Origin of the sequence: Paracrocinitomix mangrovi (assembly GCF_019740355.2) — a bacterium.
GTDB classification, from domain to species: Bacteria; Bacteroidota; Bacteroidia; order Flavobacteriales_D; family Crocinitomicaceae; genus Paracrocinitomix; species Paracrocinitomix mangrovi.
The window spans coordinates 4,314,137-4,338,221 of the sequence record NZ_CP091819.1 but is presented as its reverse complement, the minus strand read 5'-3'; the positions used below and the strand labels follow the sequence as shown (position 1 = coordinate 4,338,221).

The following is a 24,085-nucleotide window of genomic DNA, read 5'->3' as shown; positions in this document are numbered from 1 at the left end:
ATTCACGTTTCAATTCAATAGGTAAAAGGAGGTTTTTCATGGGGCCTTCTTTTATTTTTTGGTAAATATTGTCACAGAAGGACGTATTTTTGATGTAATGAAGCAATTCAACATTCCACATCAATATCAATCAGGTTTTATTTCTCAATTGAAGAATATCCGTCAAGAAGCAGATAAGCTTAAGAAAGACTTGGTACCTACAATATTGGAATTTGAAAATGTTGAAATTGCATTAGCAAGGCATTTTGGATTTTGTTTTGGTGTTCAAAATGCAGTTGAAAAAGCATATCAAATACTCAAAAAATATCCTGAAAAGGACATTTATCTCTTAAGCGAAATAATTCATAATCCGCATGTAAATACAGATTTACAGAAAAAGGGAATGCGTTTTATAATGGACACCTACGGAAATGTGAAAATACCTTTTGATAATTTAAAAAAAGAGGACATTGTCATTATTCCCGCCTTTGGTACAACTCCCGAATTGGAACAAAAACTGAATGAAAAGGGAATTCAAATAGAAGAATATGACACAACTTGTCCTTTTGTTGAAAGAGTATGGAACAAAGGTGAAAAATTAGCAAAAGACGGATATACCATTATCGTTCACGGTAAACCAACTCATGAGGAAACTAGAGCTACCTTTAAAAGGATAGAAAGATATGGACCAGCAATGATTATATATAATCTGGAGGAGGCTAAGTTGCTAGGACTTTTGATTAAGCAAGAAATTCAAAAAGAAGAATTTGAAGTAAAAGTTAAGCCTATTAAATCAGCCGGATTTAATTATACCAAAGATCTTCAAAAAATTGCCGTTGTGAACCAAACTACCATGCTTGCAGAAGAAACTCAGCAAATTTCAGACTACCTAAGGGAGGAAATGGTGATGAAATATGGAGTAGAACAAGTAGATAAGCACTTTGGAAGCACTAGAGATACTCTTTGTTATGCAACCAATGAAAATCAATCTGCAACAATAACTATGGCTCAAACTAAACCAGATATAGCTTTTGTAATTGGTGGATACAACAGCTCAAACACAACTAAACTGGTTAAAATTTTGAATAATTTTTGTCCTACTTATTTCATTGAAGATGCTGACAAACTATTAAACGAAAAGGAAATAAAGCATTTTAATATAGAAACGTCTAAAGAGGTAGTTGATTCAATTGATTTGGGCAAGAAAAACATTAGAATTGGAATAACTACAGGTGCTTCATGTCCTGATGTTCTGGTGGAAGAATTGATTCAAAAAATACTATTATTTAAAAAACAAAACCAACTGTTAGACAGTGCAGTTAACAAAGTAGCAGCAAAATACAATGGACTTTAAAATACAAGCAGATTATAAACCAACAGGAGATCAACCTCAGGCAATTGAGCAAATTGTTCAGGGATTTGAAAATGGCGAGCAATTTCAAACACTTTTAGGAGTAACGGGAAGTGGAAAAACATTCACCATGGCTAATGTGGTGGAAAAACTGAATCGCCCTACACTTGTTTTATCTCACAACAAAACATTAGCCGCACAGCTATATGGTGAGTTTAAACAGTTTTTTCCTGATAATGCTGTAGAATACTTTGTTTCGTATTATGACTACTATCAACCAGAGGCATATTTGCCTGTAACAGATACTTTCATTGAAAAGGACATGTCTATCAATGATGAAATTGAGAAGTTGCGCCTTTCAGCCACCTCTGCCCTACTTTCAGGAAGAAGAGATGTGTTAATTGTAGCTTCAGTTTCATGTATTTATGGTATCGGAAATCCCAAGGAATTTGAGGAGTCTATTATCCATGTTACCAAGGGAATGAACGTTTCCAGAAACAAGTTTTTACTGAAACTTGTAGAGAATCTATATTCAAGGAATGATACAGCACCTGAACGAGGAAATTTTAGGGTTAAAGGAGACACCATAGATGTATTTTTGGCTTATGTTGACTATGCATTGCGTATCATATTTTGGGGTGATGAAATTGAAGAAATCTACACTTTTGACCCTATTAACAACAGTAAAATAGAAGACTTTACAGAAATCAATATTTTCCCTGCAAACATTTTTGTTACCAGTCAATCAACCATAAATTCTGCCATTGGAGAAATTGAACTGGATCTTGGTAAGCACCTTGAATTTTTAAGGGGAGAAGGAAAAGTTTTGGAAGCTAAGAGAATTGAGGATCGTGTTAATTACGACTTAGAAATGATTCGTGAACTGGGTTATTGCTCAGGTATTGAGAACTATTCAAGATATTTTGACGGAAGGCCTCCAGGATCAAGACCTTTCTGTTTAATAGATTATTTTCCTGATGACTTTGTTTTGATGATAGATGAAAGTCACGTAACGATTCCACAAATTAGGGCCATGTATGGAGGAGATAGATCTAGAAAACAAAATCTTGTAGAGTTTGGATTTAGATTGCCTGCTGCCATGGACAACAGACCACTGAAATTTGAAGAATTTGAATCAGTTACAGGTCAAACGCTCTACGTTTCAGCAACTCCGGCTGATTATGAATTGGAAAAATCTGAAGGTATTTACGTTGAACAAATTATTCGTCCAACAGGTTTGTTAGATCCAATTATAGAAATACGCCCAAGTAAAAATCAAATTGATGATCTAATTGAAGAAATACACATTCGAAAAGAAAAGGATGAGCGTGTATTGGTGACTACTCTGACAAAGAGAATGGCCGAAGAACTTCAAAAATATCTTGACAAAATGTCTATTCCTTGTAGGTATATCCATTCGGATGTTGATACCCTGGAAAGAGTGGAAATATTGCGTCAATTGCGCTTGGGAGAATTTGATGTTTTGATTGGTGTTAACTTATTGCGAGAGGGATTGGATTTACCTGAAGTTTCTTTAGTAGCTATTATTGATGCAGATAAGGAAGGATTCTTAAGATCTGAAAGAGCCCTGGTTCAAACCGTAGGTAGAGCCGCAAGAAATGTTAACGGGCGAGTGATCATGTACGCAGACAAGATAACAGACTCAATGCGTAAAACCATTGACGAGACCAACAGAAGAAGAACGATTCAAGAGGAATACAATAAAGATCATAACATCACACCACAACAAATTAAGAAAAGTAGAGAGAGCATCCTTAAGCAAACAAAAGTGGCAGATGGTGATAATGTAACAGCCATTTACGAAACTGAAACAGAAATGCAAATGGCGGCAGATCCGGTGATTGAATACATGAGTAAGGATCAATTGGAAAAAGCCATCAAAAAATCACAAAAAGACATGGAAGCTGCCGCAAAAGAACTCGACTTTATTGAAGCAGCAAGATTAAGAGATGAAATGTTTGTATTGCAGAAAAGGTTAAAATCTATAGAAGAATAATATTAATCAAAGTATAAATGCGAACTTTGTAAAAACAAATTCAATTACAATGAACCAAGACAATCAAAATCTTCTGGACCACTGCGTTGAATACGCAACAGATTTATTAAACGAAACCGGTGAAGCTTATCCATTTGGCGGATTTATTGACTCTGTTGGTCAGGTACACCCAATGGAGATGGAGATTGACAACAAAAATGTTCCCAACATAGGTAAAGTGGTGCAAACACTCTCAAAATTTGGAAATGAAGAGTTGTCTCATGACAGAATTCGCGCCTATGCCGTTACTTACGAAGTTAAAGTAGACATTTCAGAAGACGAAACACAAGACTGTATTGCCATTGACATTAAAAATCCTGAAGAAGAACTTCCAGTTTTTTATCTTCCATTTCAAAAAAGAGAAGAGGAAATGTTGATAGGTGAGTTATTTGCTGTTGCCCGTTGATTTATCTTTAAACGGTAAAGTATAGCTCAGTTTTACTTGGTGTTTAAAAAAGTATATTCCCGAAAAGAAAGGCATGTAATTCAAGTAATAATTTGCCCGAATCCCTTTTAATTGTATACCTACGGTACCCGAATAAATTCTATCTGTACAATACCCCAAGCCTACTGAAAAAATATCCCTTGGAGTCATGTAGTACACCATCAATTGGGCTCTTGATCTTTGTCTTATTGATACGGCAATTGAGGAAACCGGATAAATACTGTGTTCCTTTATTTTGAATCGGTATCCACCATGAGCATGAATGTTTCTATCAATCACAGAAAATGGCAATTCAGGAACTTCTGGACCTGTAAAATGAGTAGTACTTAATCCCGCATAAAAATTCTCGCCAGACCACATAAAACCTGCTGATAAATCAAAAAACAACTTTTCTATTTCGGGATCACCTGTTCCAATCCAGGGTTGTCCCATTTTTAAATAATGAATTCCGGGAGCCAATCCAAAAGACAATTTAGTGTCATCAAAATCCAAATGATATGCAAAGGGAATATTAGCGTTGAATGCAATTCTTTGGTAATAATTTTGATAAAAGCCATTGAGACCAATACCAAATGGAATACGCGTATTATTCTTGGTGTTAATAACGCCTCCATACTCCATATTTAATGTAGATTCGGTTGTATAACCTATGATCACATTTTGGTCTTGGAAACTTCCAGCTGCATTAAATGAGAACTTATTAAAAGCTCCAAACGAAGCAGGATTGTGGACATACGGTTGCTGAAGTCCGGCAGAAATCATTAAAGGATCTTGACAAAACAGGTGAAAAGGCACAAAAGCTAATAGAAGAAGATTAAACTTTTTCATTATGAGGTGTTTGGGTTATTATAAAAACAACTGACAGGGTCAATTAGTTACAGTTTAATAACTTGATAAATTCAAAAGTATTATACCGAACGTAAAATTTGCTTTAAAAAATGCCTTGTTATTGTAAACAAAAAAAGCGCCTCTAATCAGAGACGCTTTAACAACAACTATTATTAACACTTAAACCATTCCGTTCACTTGCATCCATCCGCCACCGTTCTCACAGTTCAAGCCTTTGCTTTTGAAGTAAGACGTTGCTTGTCCACTTCTTCCACCACTAGCGCAACAAAACACTACCGGTTTCCCAATATTCATAATTTCGTTTTCTCTTTTTTGAATTTCCTGTAAAGGAATATTTTTTGCTCCCTTTACGTGTCCTCCTTGAAACTCTCCTGGAGTTCTTACATCAATAATTACAGCTCCATCTTTTAATAATTCTGCTGCGGCTCCAGAGCCTCTTCCTAATAAACTTCCTAATAATCCCATGTTATTTGCTTTGTTTTTGTTTTAAATACTCTTCTTTACCTGTGTATTTAATGAAGATATTGGCCCAAATTAAACGAGCTGCTCTGAACGTAACCGGAAACATTAGCAATAATGCGGTAAGTACTGCACCTAGCAATTGAAACGTTGTTATGTTCGGAAACAATACAGAAGTAGCTACCCAAATAGTCACCCAAATTGCTACTCCAAGCGCATAACTTACGTACATTGCGCCGTAGTAAAAACCTGTTTCAGGTGTATATTTTTGACTACATACAGGACATTCCTCAGGCATCTTAGTCATATTTTTTAAATCGTAAGGATTCTTAGATTCAAAAAACTGACCTTCGTGACATCTAGGACATCTGTTTCTGAAAATGCTGTATAATTTTGTTCCCTTCTTCATTTCTTAAGGTTTACAGTACAAAGTTCGTTAGATATTAAGGATTGTGTTGTGACCATTGTCACACAAGCGTAATCTTATTGCGCCCAAGTTCAATCTCACCTTTCTTTTCAAGGATTTTTAAAAGTCTGGAAATAACTTCACGAGTTGAATTGAGGTGATCGGCTAAATCTTGATGAGTGGTAATGATTGTTTTAGTGCCCATTACTGCCGCTTTTTCTTTTAAAAATTCTAAAAGTCTTGCATCAAGTTGTCTGAAAGCGATCCCATCAATCGTGCTCAACATTTCATGAAACCTCAATTGAAAGGTTCCAATAACAAATGCTCTCCAATCAGGAAATTTCTCGAGCCAACTACCAATATTCTCTGCCTTTAAAGCTATTATAGTTGTTTCCTCTTCTGCTACAGCATAAACTTCACTGGGTTTTGAGAGCATAAAGCAATTAAGTGACATGGCACATGTTTGACCGGGTCTTAGATAGTAAAGAAATAGCTCACGACCATCTTCATCTTCACGCATCACTTTAATAGCACCACTTGTGATAAGAGGGATCGTTCTAAATTCTCCACCAATAGACATTAACACCTCTCCTGCTTTGAGATGCATTAATCGCCCTTGCTTTACAATTTCACTTTTTAATTCCGTTGAAAACTCCGGAAATGTCTTGGTTAGTTCCTCTACAATATTGCTCATTACAGAACAAAAATAACAAAGAATCTAATGAGCCAACATTTTTGCCTTTTGCTTTTCCAACTGAACACTTATTTGTTGTATAGTAGTATTAATTGCTTTATTGAAATTTACTTCATTTGAGCTAGCAAAAATCTGAGGTCCAGGAACAGATAACCTGATTTCACAAACGTAGTTTTCTTCATTAGGATGCTTTTCCGTTTTAAAGAATACAGCAGCATTTGTTATCCAATCATATCTTTTTGATAATGCTTCTAATTTAGTTGTCACTTGCGATTCTAATGTATCGTTTTGAACCGCATGTATGAATTGAATTTCGATATTCATAAGCCTCATTTGTATATGCATGAAGTTACGAATAAATCATTAAAATTTTACACAATAAATAAAATTGATGATCTAATTCGTATTTTTGCTCCAAATCTATGTGAAATGAAAAAATATCTTGCATTACCTGTTACAGCTTTAATCATTGGATTAATAGTTGGTTCTTGTGAAAAAGAACAACCTGCAGAGACGATTGCCGGAAACTATTCTGGAGTTTTAAGCGGAGTTTACAATGGGGTAGATACACTGGCTGGAAATGTTCCTGTATTGGCTACTGTTGTAAGTAAAAACAAAGTTAAAATTGACGGAGACTTATTCCCTGCTTTTGAGGTATTAGTTACAACAAAAGGAATCAATGTTGAACCGGTTTCAACTGATGATGAAGTATTTTATTTTCTCTATCAAGGAAATTTAAATGAGCTTTCATTTAAATACTACAAAGACGGAGATTCAACTCATTATACAGGAACTAAACAATAGTTCTTTACATCCTTTCAGGAACTTCAATTCCTAACATGGCCATTGAAGACTGAATTACTTTACCGACATTTTTACTCAAGGTCAATCTAAGGTTGACCTTTTTTTCGTCCTCTTCTTTGAAGATACTTACACTTTGATAAAATGAATTATACATTTTCACCAAATCATAAGTATAATTAGCTAACAAAGCAGGTGAATGCTCATCTCCAGCTTGTTTAACAGTATCTGGATAAGCTGTCAAATATTTGATAATTTCTCGTTCAGCATCAACCATTTCAGTTGAAGTTTCCACTCCATTTAATGTGCCTGCTTTTCTTAACAAAGAAGAAATACGTGCATGCGCATACTGAATAAATGGTCCGGTATTTCCATTTAAATCAACAGATTCTTCAGGGTTAAATGCCATGTTCTTTTTAGGATCAACCTTTAAGAGATAATATTTTAATCCTCCCAAGCCAATTATGCGATACAAATCTTCTTTTTCTTCATTGCTCATTCCTTCCAACTGACCACGTTCTTGAGTCATTTCTTTAGCAGAATCAATTACTTCAGCCATCAAATCATCTGCATCAACAACAGTTCCCTCTCTTGATTTCATCTTCCCTACTTCACCTTCATTGTTACGTAATTCTACCATTCCGTAAGACAAGTGAAAACAGTTTTTGGCCCACTCAAATCCCAATTTTTGAAGAATTAAAAACAAGACCTTAAAGTGATAATCTTGCTCATTACCCACAGTATATACCATACCTGTCATTGATGGATAATCTTTAAATCTTTGATAAGCTGTTCCAATATCCTGGGTCATGTAAACGGCAGTTCCATCTGAACGCAGTAATAATTTTTCATCTAATCCTTCATCAGTTAAATCAACCCAAACAGAACCATCTTCTCGCTTATAAAAAATCCCTTTAGCCAGGCCTTCTTCTACCAGTTCTTTTCCAGTTATAAAAGTGTCTGACTCATAATATAAATGGTCAAAACCTACGCCCATTGTTTTGTATGTTTGGTCAAAACCATTGTAAACCCAGCCGTTCATCTTTTCCCATAACTGATAAACTTCTGGATCTTTTTGTTCCCATTTTAGCAACATTTCTTTCACCTCAGCCATTATTGGTGTCTGGTTATTAATCAATTCTTTGATTTTACCATCTGCCTCTTTTTCTTTTAGTGATTTGAATGTTTCAATTGTTTTTTCATCTACATCTCCAAAGTTTCCTTTATTCCACTCTTCCAACAATGCTTTGGCCTGCTCACGCATTGCTTTATCAAACTCAACGTAATATTTACCCACCAATTTATCACCTTTCATTCCTGCTGATTCAGGCGTTTCAGTATTTCCAAAATTCTTCCAGGCATACATACTTTTACAAATATGAATTCCTCTGTCATTTATTATCTGAGTTCGAACTACTTTCTTGCCATTTGCCTGCAATACAGAAGATACAGAATCTCCTAAGAAAATATTTCTCAAATGCCCCAAATGCAGTGGTTTGTTAGTATTTGGTGAGCTAAACTCTACTAACACTGTGTCACTACTAGTTGCGTCTACTCCAAATTTTTGGTTAGCTTCAATTCCATTCAATTGTGTTAACCAATATGAATTAGCAATTTCCAGGTTTAGAAATCCCTTAACTACATTGTAACCTTTTATTAGTTCTATTTGATCAATCAAAAGGGCACCAATTTCCTCTGCAGTTTGCTCAGGGCCTTTTTTTGATATCCTTAAAAACGGAAATACTACTAGTGTGATGTCTCCAACAAATTCAGTCCTTGTTTTTTGAAGTTGAATTTGATTGTTGTCAATTTTTTGATCGTACAATTGCGCAAGGCATTTTTCAACCTCAGGCATTAATATTTGTTCAAGACTCATTGAATTCTGTTTTCAAGTATTTTGGTAAATTCTTCTATTATATCAAATGTTGTTTCAGCCATCTTGTTAATCTTGTCATCCAGGCATGGATTGACCTCCACTACCTCAATGCAATTAACTTTGTTCCAATTGGCAAAAATGTTCATAAAAGCTGCTGCTTCTTCAGGAGTTAATCCATTTTCAACCGGTGTTCCTGTACCGCGAGATACAATGTCACAATCCATAGAATCAACATCAAAAGAGATGTAAACCATATCACAATCTTTTAATTGATCTTTCACCAGCGCTGCAATGGCATCAACTCCTTTTTGCCTGACTTCTTCAACTGTATGATTTGTAATATTGTTTCTAGCCATCAATTCGTCTTCAGGCTTTTCTGTATCTCTAACTGCAATAAACACAAGATCCTCCGGCTTTACATTTGGAGCGGCAGCTGAAAGATTTTTTAAAGCTTCCCAGTTTTCTTTTGTCTCAATTTGCGGTTCATTTCTTTGACACTCTTTATTGTCCATAGCAAGTGCAGTGGCCAAAGGCATACCGTGAACATTACCTGAAGGTGAAGTATACGGCGAGTGTAAATCAGCATGCGCATCAATCCAAACAACACCTAAACGTTTGTTAGGAAACTGTTTTTTAATACCTGCAATTGTTCCTCCTGCACTGGAATGATCTCCTGCCAACACCAAAGGGAAATCACCTTCACCTAACACATGAGCCACTACATCTGCTGTCTGCTGATAAATTCTAAGTATCCCATCTATGTATTTACCCCAATCAAAATCTGAAGGAATGTGTAATAAATCGTTCTCATTCTCTAATTCAAATCTCTCATATTGAGTGAAATATGTCGATTTTTTATTTTGTGCTGCTACTTTTAAAGCACCAATTCCTAAACCTGCTCCTCTTGTTCCAGCTCCCAGTTCAGAAGAGTTTTCAATAATTTTAATTGTCGGCATACCTAAATTATTTGGACTGCAAATTTAATCTTTTTGTGTTGGCTCGTCGAAATTTAAGGTTAATCCTTTACAGAAAATGATATATTTGTTACCGTTTAATTTTCAATATATCACATGAAAAAACTGTTACCATTAGTATTAATTTTCCCTTTCATCTTTGCAAGTTGTGGAAAGAAACTTATTGAAGAGGGAGAAGTGACTTATGAAATCACTTATCCATACATGAAAGTGGAAGGATTTATGCAGGCCATCTTACCCAAGGAGATGACAATTGTATTCAAAGGATCCAAAATGAAAACAACAATTGCCAGAGGTACTATTTTTTCAACTGATGTTATTACTGATGAATCCAACGAATACATGGAAATGAGGTTGGATTTTGGAGATAAACTCTACTACTCAGAGTTAACCAAAGATGAGATTAAAAAATTAAAGGAAAGTGCTCCTAATTATGAAATAAAGGAGACTGAAGAGCAAGATAGCGTTGCAGGAATGTATTGTAGAAAATACACAGTAAAATCATTGTCTTCTGACACTTTACAACCTGGTGATGCCTGGTTTACAGAAGACATGGCCGTTCAAAATGGGGCCTGGTTTTCCGCCTATAGTTCAGTTACAGGTCTTCCAGTTGTTTATGACGTAGAAAGATATGGACTTATGATGAGAGTGAAAGCCACTAGCTTTGTTAAACGTAAAGTGAAAGACTCAGAATTTGAAAGACCAGCTGAATTAAGTCCGGTTAGCTTTGCTACATACGAAGAAGAAGTTCAAGAACTCTTCGACATCTTATTGGAGTAAGATTTTCTTAGTAAATTTTCCTGATCCGTTAATTACGGTCAATAAATATGTTCCTTGAGCAAATTGATCAAGGCTAAGTGTAGTTTGATATTGTTTAGGATTCACCTCAAGAATCATCCTACCACTTAGGTCTCTCAGCTGTAAAGTTGTTTTACTCAACTGCTCATAAGGCATTGTTCCAAGATCAATTGTAAGCTGACCATTAGTAGGATTTGGATAAACCTTAATGTCATTTAAAACTTCTTCTTTGAAACCTACATCAGTTAATGGAGCAGACTTATAAAGTCCTAGTCCACCTCTTTGATTTCCAAGTATCATCTCTACCCTATTATCGCTGGTTAAATCATAAATGGCAGGAGCACTGTACGTTCCAATATTAATATCTTCCAAAGTTGAATCAACTAAATTCCAGCTACCGGCCAAATTACCATCAATGTTATCGTAGTAATGTAATGATCCAACTTTTGAGCCTAATATCAGGTGATATTCATTATCAATATCAATAAACTGTGGAACTGAATGTCCTTCTGTTGTCCAGTATTCGGATACATCTACCATTCCCAATTCAGTAGTAACTTGTGTGAAGATGTGATTTGAAGAATTTCCGGTATTTTCATAGAAAGATAATTTACCATTTCTTTTACCTAAAATCAAATCAAGATCATTGTCTCTATCAATGTCAACCAAAGTTGGGTATGCATGCGTGCCTTCAAAGATAGGATTGGCCGTATTATCATTAACAATAATGAATGTGTTAAATATTGCCGGATTTCCCGCACCACCTGTATTTTCTAAGAAGTACAAATACCCCGTGTATTCGCCCAAAATCATATCCTCATCTCCATCACCATCTAAATCTCCAAAAGCAGGGTAAAATACAAGATTGTTCCCTAAGCCCATTTGAGCAATGTTCTGATAATCCTCTGTTACAAAAGTAAATTCAGGTGAAGCCTGAGTTCCTGTATTTTGATAATAATAAATGTGCGAAGTCAAGCTATTACTAACTGAATCGTATCTTCCATGTTGTGACACTAAAAGATCTTTTAAACCATCCCCATTGTGATCAAAATAAACAGGTAAACTACCCGAACCAACTTCTATCATATCTTGTTGCAGAAAATCATAATAAACATGTTCAAAAACAGGTGCTAAATCTGTCCCTGTATTTTGATAGTACCAAACACTCTCTCTGTTTTCAGAACCTACTTTTGAATTAGGCGCAGCAATGAAATCTCTTTTGCCATCATTATTCACATCTACATGAAATCCACCGGGGTGAATGTCTATATTAACAGGAATTGAATTTGAAGGAAAAGCCGGATCTTGAGACATCATTCCTGAATTTTGATTTGGTGCTGTACCCTCATTCATTAATAAGGTCATATTTGGATAGGCAATATCTCCTAAAACGATATCCATCACACCATTATCATTCATATCCAAAGCCATAATTGTAGAACCGGCATGTTTTGCACTTTTTAATTGAGGAACAACAAACTCTTCATTAGTAATTGAACCATTGCAAGGATATGTCAGGGTATCATAAAGCGTAACAGTATTAGTAGAAGAACTTTCTCTAAATCTTCCCCAGCATAAATTTTTAGTTTCGTAGTAGATAGAGTCACAAGTACCATACATTTCCATACTCAAGTTTTTGTGATATTCAATGGTTTGACCACTAACCCCAAAACTTAAAATGTCAATATCCGAATCACCATCAATGTCTAAAATAGCAGGTAAATCAACCGAAGAAATATACATATAACCTTCGCTTCCCCAAAGCCAAGCTTTTAAATTTGCTTTAGCCAATTCAAACTGGTGACCTGTTCCTGAATTACCAATATTTTTAAATACTCTTCCTCCTCCAATTGTGTGTGTGTAAATATCTTTCTTTCCATCACAATTATAATCTACCAATAAGCACCAGTTCTGCATTTTTGGAAACAAAGATTCGTACTCCGGAGCATAAACATATTGAGTTGAATTGGGTGCACCAGTGTGTAAAAAAGTTAGCACTTTATCACAAGTTCTATCAAAAATGAATAAATCCTCTACCCCATCCCAGTTTAAATCAATATTGGAGAATTGAGGAAAATCAATTCCTCCTGCCCAGGGCATTGTCTGTGCAGTTCCATTGATAACATTTATTGTGTCAATTCTCTCAAAGCCAAATTGGGCATTAGACACGATTGAAATAGCGAATAAAAAAGTAGTAGTAATTGATTTTAACATAACCCCATTAAGATACATAAAACTCTTACAAAGGAAACGCAAAGAATTCACAAATAGTTGATGAATCAGAAAGTATTTTTATTTTTAGACCTCTTAAAAATTCCGCATTTATGAAATCTATAAAGAAAGTACTACCCATTTTTTTAATGTCTACTACCATTTTAACTGCGTGTGGAGGATCAGGTGATTCTTCTGGTTCAGATGGAAAAGACACAATCGCAATTGACAAAACGCCATTAGAAACTGGCGTAATTGATCGTTTTGCTGACGTTCAAGTATTGCAATATGATATTCCAGGTTTTTATGAATTGAGCTTGGACCAACAAAAATTGGTGTACTACTTATACGAAGCAGGATTAGCCGGAAGAGATATTATCTGGGATCAAAACTACCGTCATAATTTGGCGATTAGAAATTGTCTAGAGCATATCGTAGAAAATTATGAAGGTGATAAGTCAGGTGAAGAATGGAACAACTTTATGGTTTATACAAAAAGAGTTTGGTTTTCAAACGGAATTCACCATCATTACTCAATGGACAAGTTCCTTCCTAAATTCTCAAGAGAATATTTTGATCAATTAATTGCAGATTCAGGTGCTGAATTAGATGTAGCTATCAGAGACATCATGTTTGATCCAAAAGCGGATAAGAAAAGAGTAAGTCTTGATGACTCAAAAGATCTTATTTTAAATTCTGCTACTAACTTTTATGGAGAAAATGTTACGCAGGCAGATGTTGACGGATTCTATGCTGAGAAGATGGCAAATGCCGGAGCTCATCCAGTTGAATTTGGATTAAATTCTCAATTGGTTAAAAATGATGACGGAACTGTTGAGGAGCGTGTTTGGAAAGTTGGTGGAATGTACAATGATGCCATAGTAGAAGTGGTAAAATGGTTAGAACTAGCCAAAGGGGTTGCTGAAAATGAAGAACAAGGAAAAGCGCTTGGATTATTGATCGAGTATTATCAAACTGGAGATTTGCAAAAATGGGTTGATTATAATATCACCTGGTCACAAGCTACTGAAGGTGATATTGACTATATCCAAGGATTTGTTGAAGTATACGGAGATCCTGTAGGAATGAGAGGATCCTATGAATCTATTGTTCAGATCAATGATTTTGAAGCTTCAGACAGAATGGCTGTTTTAGCAGAAAATGCACAGTGGTTTGAAGACAATTCATCAATAATGGATGAGCACAAAAAAGCAGATGTAGTTGGAGTTTCATACAAAGTTGTAAACGTTGCTGGTGAATCAGGAGATTCATCTCCTTCAACACCGATTGGAGTTAACCTTCCAAATAACAACTGGATCAGAGCTGAACATGGTTCAAAATCTGTAAGCTTAGGTAATATAGTTGAAGCATACAACAATGTTGGAGGCGAAGGAATTTTAACTGAATTTGCACACGATCAAGAAGAAATTGACAGAACAATTGCTCACGGTAAAATAGGTTCAAAAATGCATACTGCTATGCACGAAGTTATTGGACACGCTTCAGGAAAAATCAATGAAGGAATTGGAACACCAAAAGAAACTTTAAAGAACTACGCTTCTACCTTAGAAGAAGCCCGAGCTGATTTGGTTGCACTTTATTTCTTATTAGACGAGAAATTAGTTGAATTGGGATTAATTGAATCTACAGAAGTTGGTAAAGCAGAATATGATGATTATATCAGAAATGGTTTAATGGTTCAATTAAGAAGATTGGAACCTGGTGCAGACATTGAAGAGGCGCATATGAGAAACCGTCAATTAGTTGCTGCATGGGCTTTTGAAAAAGGTCAAAAAGAAAACGTTATTGAGAAAGTAAAACGTGACGGTAAAACTTATTTTGAAATTCACGATTACGAAAAACTGAGAGTGATTTTTGGTGATTTATTGAGAGAAATCCAACGCATTAAATCAGAGGGTGACTTTGCTGCAGGAAAAGCATTGGTTGAAGATTACGGGGTAAAAGTAGATCAAGCTATTCATAAAGAAGTACTAGATAGAGTTGCAACTTTGGATATTGCTCCTTATAATGGATTTGTTAATCCTGTAATTACTCCTATTAAAGATGAAAATGGAGAAATTGTTGGATTTGAATTAAAACAACCAGAGAGCTTTGAGGCTCAAATGTTAAGTTACTCAAAACAATACGGCCATTTGGCAAAATAAAATTTATTAAGAGAGGAATGAAATAAAAATATATTTTAGTTCCTATGAAAGTTTTATTCCTCTCTTTATCTTTTCTCTTTTCCTTATTCACTGTTGCTCAGCTTGATAAAAAGCTGAAGAAAGTAATTGGCCTGAAAGATCTCGTTGAGTTAGAGGCTACAGATAATTACAAATGGACACCCGAAGGAAATGTTATATTTTATCCTTCCAATACGCTTAAAGATGATACCACCGGAGCAAGTAATGAAGGTGAGTTTTTAATGTTTCAGGACGATATCGTCAATCAGAAAGGAGAGCTTTTCAAAATTTTCAGATTGAGCTGGGTTTCAAATATGGAGTACAATTACTTTATGAAATGGATCCAAGACTCGCTTACATTGGAGAGCGTTTATGCAAATGATGATCCAACCGGCAACAATGCCATTGATGAAGAACTCATTGGGGAAATGTTAATTCATCCAAATGTGTATTATGATTCTGTGAATTTATATTGGAATGAATTTGATCCCTCGCAACCTTTTATCAACCGCGGATTATTTGATTTAAAATGGGAAATGAAAGGCATTAGAGATGAACAAATAATTCCTCTGATTAATGATTTATATGTCTATCCCCATGAGCGTTTTTACAGCGCTAAAGTATTTGATGAAAGAAAGTTCTGGTATTCTTACTCCAAAAATTTACTTGATGCAATTTATGCCGCTCCGTATAGAAATATCTGGGCCAGTAACTCTTCTTATCCTTTTGATTTTTACTACAATTTAGGGAATCATTATTCAAATGCTGAAAGTTGCAAATACTATCCGGTAATTGGTTTAACTGGCCGACAGATTAAGGCTTTTCTTCATTATAAAGAAAAATATCTTCAGAAAGAGTTAAATGAAAAAGGATACAATTACAGGGTACATCTTTCTTTACCAACAGAAGAAGAAATCAAATTAGCAGATACAAGTGATTGTGATTGTAAAATGACTTATCTCATTGATAGTGTAGACATGACCAAACACTGGCAAATTACCAATGAAGATTACTGGGAATTCCTTATTTGGGTGCAAGACTCTGTAATTATGGAACGAATTTATTTTGGTAAAAATCCAGCAACCGGCAAGTATCTTTTTGATCATGAAGATGTTCTTGATATGTTAGACTATGAGGATGTATACTATGATGAAGCTAACCTGTCATGGAGAGAAATGGATCCGTCTGATCGATTTAGAAATAGAGAGAAGTTCTTTTTTAATTATAATGGAAGTTGGAAAAAGAGAATTGAACCGCAGCAATACGCTTCTTTAATTCAAGATTTATACAACAATCAAAATGAGGTATTAAATGATAAGGGAAATATAAATTATAGAGACTTTAAAATTGAACATTATTTCTATAAATATTATTGGCAAGATCTAGGTAGAAAAAGTCAGCTTGGGGAACTGGTATGGGACGATAAAACTAAATTATATGACGTTGCAAACCCATGGTACGGTAAAGACTTAAATTTTGACAGTAATGAAAAAATTCAAAGAGCAAATAGTGGGATGAGGGCACATTCAGATCTAAGTGATTTTATTATTGTCGAAAGCATAAACTTATATCCCGGAGCTGAATGTGAAATTTGTAATAAAAACTGGGCATATAAAAATGATGCATTTAATTTAGCTGATTACGAGTACATTGAGTTTTGCCCTACTTGCAGTTCAGGATACAAAGAAAATATTAAAGCATATGACTTTTGGACCAATCCGGAGGCTTTGGTAAAAGATATTAATTATGCTCAAGCATTAGCCTATTATAATTGGAAATATCACAACGGTAAAGCAGAGATGGATGATCCACTTTATGATGATTTAGTTCCATCAAAGGAAGAGTTTGATAAAATTCAAAAAGGAGAAAAAGTATATACAAAGTCTCAAAAATTAGACTTTCCAGATCCTTGGTTCAGGTATGTAATTCATTTTTATCCCAAATAATACAATATGAAATTTTTTAACATAGTCGGCATCATTGTGGGATTAGGAACAGTACCTGCAACGGTCTATTACATTGAATCTGTGAATAGAGCTCACTGGGGCTCCTGGGATTTTTTGGATTATTACGGACCTTCAGCAGCAGAAATCACAGCTGAAGCAGCTCTCATTTTTATTTTAATTCACTTATTTTTTATCATACAGAACATTGCGAATCTTGTAAAAATAAAAACAGGAACAGTCAAAGTTTTATCCATTGTAGGCTTATCATTGTTAGGAGTAAGTTTCATGTTCAACTTGATCATGATGGCTCAGCCAACACACACTTCTTTTGATGAAGGTGGACAGGTATTTATGTTGGCCGGAATTATGATGATGGCTTTTAGTATTGTCTATCTGGTTCAAAGTGTCAGATACAACCGAGTAAATGAAAATCCTGAAATTTTAGATGACGATATAGTTTAGTCTTCTAATACCCTCTTTCATCTGCATATTTCCACCACAACCTTGCATTGGCCATGTGTTGAGAATAGGTTTCGGCAAAATTGTGTAATCCGGTATTGTTTGGTGCCGCACACATATAGTAGTAATTATGCTTTTCTGCATTTAAAACCGCATCTATGGCTTTTTTACTAGGAATTCTTATTGGCCCCGGAGGAAGTCCCGGATAGATATATGTGTTGTATGGGCAATCTTTTTTCATGTGCTCGTCCAACAATCTTTGAACACCTTTTAACGAATCTCCCCAACAAAATTTTGCTGTTGGATCAGACTGCAATTTCCATCCGTCTTTCACCCTGTTTAAGTAAAGACCTGCTATTTTTGGCCATTCATCAGTTACTAAACCTTGCTCCGCTTCTAAAATTGACGCCAAAGTTGAAACTTGAGATTGACTTAGATTAAGCTCTTTTAACTTGTTTCCTCTCCCCTCACCTTCATTACTCCAGAATTCTTTGAATTGATCAGCCATGAATTGAACAAATTCTTCTGCGGACATATCCCATTCGCCAACCTCATAGGTATCAGGTAAAAACATGGCGCAAATGGTTTCTTCTTTAAAACCATATTTTGAAATTGTTTCTGAGCTCATTATGTAATCCGCAATTTCGGCAGAATCAGCCTCAATAGCAGGTGCTACTTCACCGGCCATTTCATATACATCTCTACAAAAACTGAATGTAATACGAGTATCTTTTATTTCCTGGTTCCCATTTTTCAATGCATACACTAACTCCTTCACTTTCATTCCGCCGGTAATCTGATATTTACCGGGCTCTACTTTCTCATCTGTAAAATCTAATTTACCCGCGTAATCTAAAAAAGTAGATTCTTCTATAACTCCCGTTTCATCAATAATAGCTGCTACATCTGCCAAACTACTACCTGTTGGAATATATATGATTTGGTCTTCTGAACCATCAATTTTTGAATAGTGTAAATTGTAAAGAGGAAGCCCAAAAATCACTCCTAAAACAATAACAATTAACCCTCCTATTAAAACGATTTTTTTAATCACACTAATACTTTTTGATACATCAATTCATCCAACCAATCTATATGATCATTGAACCATTTAATTTTTCTACCAACTTGAACGTAACCGGCTTTTTCAAATAAGCGAATGCTTTGTTCATTATCTTCTAAAATATTACAATACAAGTTTCTAATTCCAATCACATTAAGGGCATATTCTTCAATAATCTCTAATGCTTCAGAAGCAAACCCCTGTGCTCTGTATTCCTTTTCTACCAGAATCCCTACTCCCGCTCTTTGGTGATGCGGTTCATAATCAAAAAGATCAATTGCACCTACAGCTGTCAACTTATCCTGCAAAGTCATGATAAGACGTATTTGTTTGGCAGTATAAATATCTTGCGCATTTTCAATATAACGCATGATTAATTCTTTTGAAAAAGGAACCATGGTATTGCTAACACGCCAGTTTTTGCGATCGTTTTCCCATTCCAGGATTTTATCTACATCCCATGGCTCAACTGCGCGTAATCTTATTTTGTTACCGCTCAACATACTTATTTCTCAAGGATTGAATATAATTGTCAACGTCCGTTTTGCTGTATTTGCTCATATTAAATTGCCCATCTTCAATTAGATCATGCATCCCTATTTGAAATGTATCACCAATCATCTTTTGAGCATACAATTCAGGCATTAATTCAAAGATTAAATTGGCATTACTATCTTCCAATAAAAGCTCTTTAATAGGAGATAAACAGCTAGCTTCTTCTTTTGATGCGAAGAGATATTTACTAAATACATTTTCAGGATCTTTTTTTAATCCATCAATAGTGACAAACAAGATTTTTTTATTTAACCTCTTTAACTTTTCAAAATAAGGACCAAAGTCTTTACCTACCTCAACACCTTCATAGGTAAGGGAATAATATTTTCCTTGATGCAACAAAACTAAATGAGGAATGTTTTCAGGATTGACTAAAACCAGATATGTACCAGAAGTAAATTCAGGTAAAACAGATTTTATATTCCTTATTTTAGTCATTAATGATTCCTTTAAAAACAAATTGTGCCGGACCAATTAACCAAACGTTTTTGAAGGTATCATTGTTCCTTTCAAACTGCACTTTTAAATCTCCACCTTTAACTTTTACAGCAATTTCACCGTCATTCAATTGTTTAACAAATGCAGACACTAAAGCAGCAGCAGTTGCACCGGTTCCACAAGCAAAAGTTTCATCTTCTACACCTCGTTCATAGGTGCGTAAATCAATTTTATTATCACTGATAAATTTAACAAGATTTACGTTTGTTCCGGCAGCTTTATATTTATCTGAATAACGAATTTCCCTTCCAAATTCAACAATATCTCTTTGATCACTTGATCCACAATAAGATATATAATGAGGTGAGCCGGTATGCATGAAATAATCATTTCCAATTTTTTCAATGCCGTTTACATCAGACATCAAAATGTGATATAAATTATCTTTGAATTTTGATTGATGTATTCCATCTATTGCTTTAAAAGTGAAATTACCATCCCCAACTCCAATCAACTTTGCAAAAGCTACAGCACATCTTGAACCATTACCACAAAAACTTTGACTTCCATCAGGATTGTAAAAATCCATATTAAAATCCACACCTTCTTGATTTTCAATAAAGATGATTCCATCTGAACCTACTCCAAATCTTCTACTGCACCATTTTTGAGCAAATGCAACCTTATCTCCATTAAATTGAAGTGATCGATTATCAATTAAAATAAAGTCATTTCCGGCTCCGTGAAACTTGTAAAACTCAATCATTGAATACTACCTCTTTTTTCACCTCCAAATATGGCAAGAATTGCTCCGTTTCTTTCAACGAATAATAAAAAGTTTTGGTCGATAAAAAATAATCTTTTCTATTTCTATACAGTTTATACTCATTTCCGGGTTCCATACCGTATAGAATCAGCTTAGATTTTGATAATTTATATCCCGAAAAATGGAGCGGAGATTCCCAAAATTCAACCATTAACTTATCAGGCATGGTTTTAGAAATTCCCATCATCTCATTTAAAAGTGAGTCATCATCAGCAATCTCTTCAACAACATTTACGCGAAGCCAATCTTTCTTGATCATTTTTTCCCTTGAAATAGATACATCTTCAGTGGTATCATCCACCATATTCACAACAAGTGTTGTATCAACTTCGGTTTTTATGGTATCTATAACCTCTTCTAATGAATCTAACTCTTCCTCTTCTTCAGTTACCTTAATAGTATTAGTTTGCACCACAGTATCATGCACCGTGCGCGTTTCAGTAATGTATTCGGTTGTGGTTGTGTCCTCAGCTATTTCATTATTTTGCTGATTTCCTAGCACGTATCCCAATACAATTCCTACTGCTAATAAACCTATGTAAACCAGGTACTTCATTGGCTATTTCGCCGCAAAGTTATTTAAAGAAGATGGCATAACAATCAAAAAACCAAAAATTTAATCTCTCAAAGCAACCTTTTTATCAAATTTTATGTTTCTTTATTAAGGTTAAACTGTATTATCTATTGATTTTATCTACTACTTACTATAATTAATTGATAGATAGTGTTTTACAATTAATTTAGTTAAACATGAGTAATTTTGGTAGGCATATAATGGCTATCGCGATCATATTAAATCTGTCCATTTCATTGGCGCAGAGCGATTCTCTAATTTATAGAACTGATTTGAACGAATTTATGGATCCCCCTTCTTATAGTGCAGAAGATGGCAAAGAATACAATTCTCCTGAATTTTTCAATCATCCTGACTTTGGTAAGTTAACATTCAAGGCCCCAATTAATAGAAATGTTGTTGAAGTTTTGGAAAAAAGAACAATAGATGAAAGGTTTTATATTGATTTAGATGATCCTACCTTTTTTTATATTGAAAAAGCAGCCATGCCTATTAATATGTTTGTTGACGGTAAATGGCGAGCTATTGATCCAAGTTTACATGCCAAATCCGGAGGTGTTTTTAGTTCAGGCATTCAACCGGTTCAAACTATGATTAACACAGTTGATGGCTTCACTCAATTTAGCTATCAAAACAAAACCATCACTAATAATCAATTTGAACTTAAAATCGTTCATTTAGACAATAGTGAAGAAACGCTACAAGCAAATTGGTCACAAGTGTATATGACCAATTTTAGTGCTTATGTAACTGATATTTTTCCGCAAATAGATTTAAGACTGAAATTTGGACAATCTGAGATAAAATCAGAATTTATAATCAAACAAAATTTAAATGTAAAAACACTGATTTTTATAGATCATCTTGAATTAGAGGGCAACTTGGAAGCAAGTATTAAAGAGCATGAGCAGCTATATGTCGACATGCTAGAAATAAAAGATTCTGAAACCCATGAAGTTGAGATGATTGCAAAACCTGCAAGAACCTTTGATCTACTTCAAGCTAAAGATGCCTGGTACAGCGATATGGAAATTCATGGTGAAGATTTATATATCATCTGTGATTCGGCTCATCTAAATAGTAACGCTTACACCTATCCTATTACGGTAGATCCTACTTTTGTTGCTGTGGGTCCAGTTGCTTCAGGTTTTGGATTAATCGGTTCCTTATTATCGCCATCTTTTTGCAGCTCAAATTTGGTTGTCAACTTCCCAGGCGGATCTACTCCTTGGGATACCCAGATATATTTTGATGTTTATACAGATTACTGCGTTGGAAATGGATTTAGCTGTTGGATGTCGGAGGCTCAAGTTTGGATAAATAGCAGTTGTGGAGGGGCATCTCCGGTAGGTTCACCAGGAATAATATGGACCTGTCTAGGATGTAGTACACCTGGTGACTGGACGCCAACCGTACCATTTAACAGTAGCGGAACTCAATCATTAGTGCAATGTTATTCTCCTTCATGTAGTAATCAAAATTTAACTTTTACCATCAACTTAAACAGATCATGGTGTAATTCATGGGGGGCATATGATGTTTGTAATTGGGGAACTGCCTGGTGTCAGGCTTTGGATCAATGGAGTGTAACAGTGCAAGGAAAATCAGTTGAAACCTTAGGTAACACGGTAACTGGAAACGGCTCTGCCAATATATATGATTCAGATTGCGCAGGTACACAAACACTTGACCCTACTCCTCTATATGGTGTTGGGCCTTATACATACAACTGGAGTACCGGAGGAAGCGGTGCCACAGAAATTGTTCCGGGAACAGTTGGAACTTATACTTGCAATGTTACTGATGCCTGCGGCACAACGGTAACTGCAACATTTGATATTGGTTGTCCGCTATTTGAAAATTTGATTTCTTTTGATGGTAAAAAAATTGATGACTTTGTGCTATTAGAATGGAGTATTAAAGACGAAATCGATATTACTGAATACATTTTAGAAAAATCAAATGATGGGGAAGAATGGAGAGAAATTGGAAAAGTTGAGGCCAAAAACAAAGGTGCCAAATCTGAATATAATTTCACAGATGTTACTCCAAACATAGGAGTTAATTATTACAGAATTATCCAAGTCAAGGAGAATCTGGAACCTGAGTATTCAGAAGTAATCAGTGTTAATTTTAAAAATGACCTTGAAATCTATCCTAATCCTGCCAATGATAAAGTAAACTTTATTATCACTGAAGGAACTGTAGCTAACAGCTACATTATTATTGAGGATGCAAAAGGAAATAGAATTGAAACTATTGTTGTTGAATCAAAACAAACTGAACTTGAACTGAATAATTATGCTCAGGGAATTTACCTTGTTAAGTTATACAAGAATGACATTTTATTGGAAGTTCAACGATTGATTAAAGACTAGTATTCAACAAAGTCTACCAGATAATCTTTTCTACTCAAGTACTTTGAGTATTTCTTGTAGCTTTTACTTGGATAATAGATAAACAAACAGCTTCCTTCTTTTATCCAACTGACAACCTGATCAAAATCTTTGTGAGGTAAAGCCGGACATCCATATGATCTACCTAGTTGACAATCATTTTTATCAAGAAATTCATAAGAAGCATAATCTGCTCCGTGCATAACAACACCTCTACTACTAGCATGAGAATTTGAATATTCCATTCCTTTTAATCTCAATGCCAAATCAAACTTACCTGAATAAGTACTGGTAGTAACATAAAAGCCAATTGAACTCTTGTGAGAATTGTTTTCGTTTGAGAATGATTTAGGATACAATCGTCCTGAATTTACTCCGTGAGAACAAAGAGATTTATGAAAAACTTTTTGGTGACACAAATCGATAATAAACATTCTTGGTTCGCTTGAAGGTTTACTAAAATCAATGATTGTTAAAGTGTCTAACCTCTCTATCTCACCTCTTTTTTCAAGATTGTGATAACCAATTAAACCTTGCCTGAATGCCTCATAGCTTAGATCTGGTTCATCAATAGCCGTATAGACATACTCAGCATATGTTTCAAAATCTGCCTTTGCCTTTTGTACAATAGAATCTTGTTGCAATAGTTCACTAACAGATGGTTGCCCACTTCCCGGAGGAGTGTAACCAAACGAACTAATTGATACAAGGGTCAAAAGGGCTGGCAAGATTAAGAATAATATTCT

The 24,085-nt window shown here is 35.0% G+C and carries 23 protein-coding genes; 9 read left to right on the top strand and 14 right to left on the bottom strand.

Annotated features, from left to right (window positions below; genetic code table 11):
- Positions 1–97 precede the first annotated feature (97 nt).
- From K6119_RS19265 to K6119_RS19255, 3 genes are read left to right on the top strand one after another with little or no spacing between them, the layout of a single operon-like run.
- Positions 98–1,333, top strand: a complete 1,236-nt coding sequence (locus K6119_RS19265; protein WP_221834644.1) for a 4-hydroxy-3-methylbut-2-enyl diphosphate reductase — start codon at positions 98–100, stop codon at positions 1,331–1,333.
- Complete coding sequence (gene uvrB, locus K6119_RS19260; protein ID WP_221834645.1) at positions 1,323–3,347, top strand: excinuclease ABC subunit UvrB; 2,025 nt, start codon at positions 1,323–1,325, stop codon at positions 3,345–3,347. The genes K6119_RS19265 and uvrB overlap by 11 nt, the downstream gene beginning before the upstream one ends.
- A 49-nt stretch (positions 3,348–3,396) precedes the next feature.
- Positions 3,397–3,792, top strand: a complete 396-nt coding sequence (locus K6119_RS19255; protein ID WP_221834646.1) for a hypothetical protein — start codon at positions 3,397–3,399, stop codon at positions 3,790–3,792.
- On the opposite strand, the gene K6119_RS19250 is transcribed toward K6119_RS19255, so the two are convergent.
- From K6119_RS19250 to K6119_RS19230, 5 genes are all read right to left on the bottom strand, one after another.
- Positions 3,772–4,659 (bottom strand): type IX secretion system membrane protein PorP/SprF, encoded by an 888-nt coding sequence (locus K6119_RS19250; RefSeq protein ID WP_221834647.1) that lies wholly within the window; start codon positions 4,657–4,659, stop codon positions 3,772–3,774. The genes K6119_RS19255 and K6119_RS19250 overlap by 21 nt on opposite strands.
- A gap of 180 nt (positions 4,660–4,839) precedes the next feature.
- Positions 4,840–5,145 (bottom strand): rhodanese-like domain-containing protein, encoded by a 306-nt coding sequence (locus K6119_RS19245; protein WP_221834648.1) that lies wholly within the window; start codon positions 5,143–5,145, stop codon positions 4,840–4,842.
- 1 nt (position 5,146) lies between these two features.
- A complete protein-coding gene (locus K6119_RS19240; RefSeq protein WP_221834649.1) occupies positions 5,147–5,548 on the bottom strand; it encodes a DUF983 domain-containing protein in 402 nt (133 codons plus the stop codon).
- 58 nt (positions 5,549–5,606) lie between these two features.
- The gene (locus K6119_RS19235) at positions 5,607–6,239 is read right to left on the bottom strand and encodes a Crp/Fnr family transcriptional regulator (protein ID WP_221834650.1); all 633 of its coding nucleotides are present in this window, start codon (positions 6,237–6,239) and stop codon (positions 5,607–5,609) included.
- Between the two features lie 24 nt (positions 6,240–6,263).
- The gene (locus K6119_RS19230; RefSeq protein ID WP_221834651.1) at positions 6,264–6,563 is read right to left on the bottom strand and encodes an HPF/RaiA family ribosome-associated protein; all 300 of its coding nucleotides are present in this window, start codon (positions 6,561–6,563) and stop codon (positions 6,264–6,266) included.
- 105 nt (positions 6,564–6,668) lie between these two features.
- Here K6119_RS19230 and K6119_RS19225 point away from each other — a divergent pair, with 105 nt between their 5' ends.
- Positions 6,669–7,043 (top strand): hypothetical protein, encoded by a 375-nt coding sequence (locus K6119_RS19225; protein ID WP_221834652.1) that lies wholly within the window; start codon positions 6,669–6,671, stop codon positions 7,041–7,043.
- 4 nt (positions 7,044–7,047) lie between these two features.
- Here the strand turns inward: K6119_RS19225 and argS are convergent, their stop codons facing one another.
- Together argS and K6119_RS19215 are read right to left on the bottom strand one after the other, a co-directional pair.
- Positions 7,048–8,916: an arginine--tRNA ligase gene (gene argS / locus K6119_RS19220; RefSeq protein WP_221834653.1), complete on the bottom strand. Its 1,869-nt coding sequence runs from the start codon at positions 8,914–8,916 to the stop codon at positions 7,048–7,050.
- On the bottom strand, positions 8,913–9,872 hold the full coding sequence (locus K6119_RS19215; protein ID WP_221834654.1) for an arginase: 960 nt from the start codon (positions 9,870–9,872) through the stop codon (positions 8,913–8,915). Before K6119_RS19215 ends, argS begins: the two co-directional genes overlap by 4 nt.
- A gap of 114 nt (positions 9,873–9,986) precedes the next feature.
- Here K6119_RS19215 and K6119_RS19210 point away from each other — a divergent pair, with 114 nt between their 5' ends.
- Positions 9,987–10,670 carry a hypothetical protein gene (locus K6119_RS19210; protein ID WP_221834655.1) on the top strand — a complete coding sequence of 228 codons (684 nt, stop codon included), beginning with the start codon at positions 9,987–9,989 and terminating at the stop codon, positions 10,668–10,670.
- Here K6119_RS19210 and K6119_RS19205 read toward each other — a convergent pair.
- Positions 10,659–12,902 (bottom strand): T9SS type A sorting domain-containing protein, encoded by a 2,244-nt coding sequence (locus K6119_RS19205; RefSeq protein WP_221834656.1) that lies wholly within the window; start codon positions 12,900–12,902, stop codon positions 10,659–10,661. The two genes, K6119_RS19210 and K6119_RS19205, sit on opposite strands and share 12 nt — an antisense overlap.
- A 110-nt stretch (positions 12,903–13,012) precedes the next feature.
- Here K6119_RS19205 and K6119_RS19200 point away from each other — a divergent pair, with 110 nt between their 5' ends.
- The 3 genes from K6119_RS19200 to K6119_RS19190 are packed head-to-tail and all read left to right on the top strand — an operon-like array spanning position 13,013 to position 17,490.
- Entirely contained in the window at positions 13,013–15,064 is a 2,052-nt protein-coding gene (locus tag K6119_RS19200; protein WP_221834657.1) for a dipeptidyl-peptidase 3 family protein, read from the top strand.
- Positions 15,065–15,108: 44 nt separating this feature from the next.
- Positions 15,109–17,028: a hypothetical protein gene (locus tag K6119_RS19195; protein ID WP_221834658.1), complete on the top strand. Its 1,920-nt coding sequence runs from the start codon at positions 15,109–15,111 to the stop codon at positions 17,026–17,028.
- Positions 17,029–17,034: 6 nt separating this feature from the next.
- Entirely contained in the window at positions 17,035–17,490 is a 456-nt protein-coding gene (locus K6119_RS19190) for a hypothetical protein (RefSeq protein ID WP_221834659.1), read from the top strand.
- Positions 17,491–17,494: 4 nt separating this feature from the next.
- Here K6119_RS19190 and mltG read toward each other — a convergent pair whose 3' ends face one another.
- From mltG to K6119_RS19165, 5 genes are read right to left on the bottom strand one after another with little or no spacing between them, the layout of a single operon-like run.
- The gene (gene mltG / locus K6119_RS19185; protein WP_221834660.1) at positions 17,495–18,541 is read right to left on the bottom strand and encodes an endolytic transglycosylase MltG; all 1,047 of its coding nucleotides are present in this window, start codon (positions 18,539–18,541) and stop codon (positions 17,495–17,497) included.
- Positions 18,538–19,053 carry a GNAT family N-acetyltransferase gene (locus tag K6119_RS19180; RefSeq protein WP_237828061.1) on the bottom strand — a complete coding sequence of 172 codons (516 nt, stop codon included), beginning with the start codon at positions 19,051–19,053 and terminating at the stop codon, positions 18,538–18,540. The genes mltG and K6119_RS19180 overlap by 4 nt, the downstream gene beginning before the upstream one ends.
- The gene (locus tag K6119_RS19175) at positions 19,040–19,543 is read right to left on the bottom strand and encodes a hypothetical protein (protein WP_221834662.1); all 504 of its coding nucleotides are present in this window, start codon (positions 19,541–19,543) and stop codon (positions 19,040–19,042) included. Before K6119_RS19175 ends, K6119_RS19180 begins: the two co-directional genes overlap by 14 nt.
- Positions 19,536–20,309 (bottom strand): diaminopimelate epimerase, encoded by a 774-nt coding sequence (locus K6119_RS19170; protein WP_221834663.1) that lies wholly within the window; start codon positions 20,307–20,309, stop codon positions 19,536–19,538. The genes K6119_RS19175 and K6119_RS19170 overlap by 8 nt, the downstream gene beginning before the upstream one ends.
- Positions 20,302–20,925, bottom strand: a complete 624-nt coding sequence (locus K6119_RS19165) for a hypothetical protein (protein ID WP_221834664.1) — start codon at positions 20,923–20,925, stop codon at positions 20,302–20,304. The genes K6119_RS19170 and K6119_RS19165 overlap by 8 nt, the downstream gene beginning before the upstream one ends.
- Positions 20,926–21,119: 194 nt before the next feature.
- On the opposite strand from K6119_RS19165, the gene K6119_RS19160 reads away from it, so the two are divergent.
- Positions 21,120–23,321, top strand: a complete 2,202-nt coding sequence (locus tag K6119_RS19160; protein ID WP_221834665.1) for a T9SS type A sorting domain-containing protein — start codon at positions 21,120–21,122, stop codon at positions 23,319–23,321.
- On the opposite strand, the gene K6119_RS19155 is transcribed toward K6119_RS19160, so the two are convergent.
- Positions 23,318–24,067, bottom strand: a complete 750-nt coding sequence (locus K6119_RS19155) for a murein L,D-transpeptidase catalytic domain family protein (protein ID WP_221834666.1) — start codon at positions 24,065–24,067, stop codon at positions 23,318–23,320. The genes K6119_RS19160 and K6119_RS19155 overlap by 4 nt on opposite strands.
- Positions 24,068–24,085 lie beyond the last annotated feature (18 nt).

Coding starts and splice junctions, on each gene's coding strand:
- K6119_RS19190 (WP_221834659.1), top strand. CDS start 17,035: ATGAAATTTTTTAACATAGTCGGCATCATTGTGGGATTAGGAACAGTA.
- K6119_RS19160 (WP_221834665.1), top strand. CDS start 21,120: ATGAGTAATTTTGGTAGGCATATAATGGCTATCGCGATCATATTAAAT.
- K6119_RS19205 (WP_221834656.1), bottom strand. CDS start 12,902: ATGTTAAAATCAATTACTACTACTTTTTTATTCGCTATTTCAATCGTG.
- K6119_RS19175 (WP_221834662.1), bottom strand. CDS start 19,543: ATGACTAAAATAAGGAATATAAAATCTGTTTTACCTGAATTTACTTCT.
- K6119_RS19255 (WP_221834646.1), top strand. CDS start 3,397: ATGAACCAAGACAATCAAAATCTTCTGGACCACTGCGTTGAATACGCA.
- K6119_RS19195 (WP_221834658.1), top strand. CDS start 15,109: ATGAAAGTTTTATTCCTCTCTTTATCTTTTCTCTTTTCCTTATTCACT.
- K6119_RS19200 (WP_221834657.1), top strand. CDS start 13,013: ATGAAATCTATAAAGAAAGTACTACCCATTTTTTTAATGTCTACTACC.
- K6119_RS19165 (WP_221834664.1), bottom strand. CDS start 20,925: ATGAAGTACCTGGTTTACATAGGTTTATTAGCAGTAGGAATTGTATTG.
- uvrB (WP_221834645.1), top strand. CDS start 1,323: ATGGACTTTAAAATACAAGCAGATTATAAACCAACAGGAGATCAACCT.
- K6119_RS19250 (WP_221834647.1), bottom strand. CDS start 4,659: ATGAAAAAGTTTAATCTTCTTCTATTAGCTTTTGTGCCTTTTCACCTG.
- K6119_RS19230 (WP_221834651.1), bottom strand. CDS start 6,563: ATGAATATCGAAATTCAATTCATACATGCGGTTCAAAACGATACATTA.
- K6119_RS19210 (WP_221834655.1), top strand. CDS start 9,987: ATGAAAAAACTGTTACCATTAGTATTAATTTTCCCTTTCATCTTTGCA.
- argS (WP_221834653.1), bottom strand. CDS start 8,916: ATGAGTCTTGAACAAATATTAATGCCTGAGGTTGAAAAATGCCTTGCG.
- K6119_RS19265 (WP_221834644.1), top strand. CDS start 98: ATGAAGCAATTCAACATTCCACATCAATATCAATCAGGTTTTATTTCT.
- K6119_RS19245 (WP_221834648.1), bottom strand. CDS start 5,145: ATGGGATTATTAGGAAGTTTATTAGGAAGAGGCTCTGGAGCCGCAGCA.
- K6119_RS19170 (WP_221834663.1), bottom strand. CDS start 20,309: ATGATTGAGTTTTACAAGTTTCACGGAGCCGGAAATGACTTTATTTTA.
- K6119_RS19215 (WP_221834654.1), bottom strand. CDS start 9,872: ATGCCGACAATTAAAATTATTGAAAACTCTTCTGAACTGGGAGCTGGA.
- K6119_RS19225 (WP_221834652.1), top strand. CDS start 6,669: ATGAAAAAATATCTTGCATTACCTGTTACAGCTTTAATCATTGGATTA.
- K6119_RS19180 (WP_237828061.1), bottom strand. CDS start 19,053: ATGTTGAGCGGTAACAAAATAAGATTACGCGCAGTTGAGCCATGGGAT.
- K6119_RS19240 (WP_221834649.1), bottom strand. CDS start 5,548: ATGAAGAAGGGAACAAAATTATACAGCATTTTCAGAAACAGATGTCCT.
- K6119_RS19235 (WP_221834650.1), bottom strand. CDS start 6,239: ATGAGCAATATTGTAGAGGAACTAACCAAGACATTTCCGGAGTTTTCA.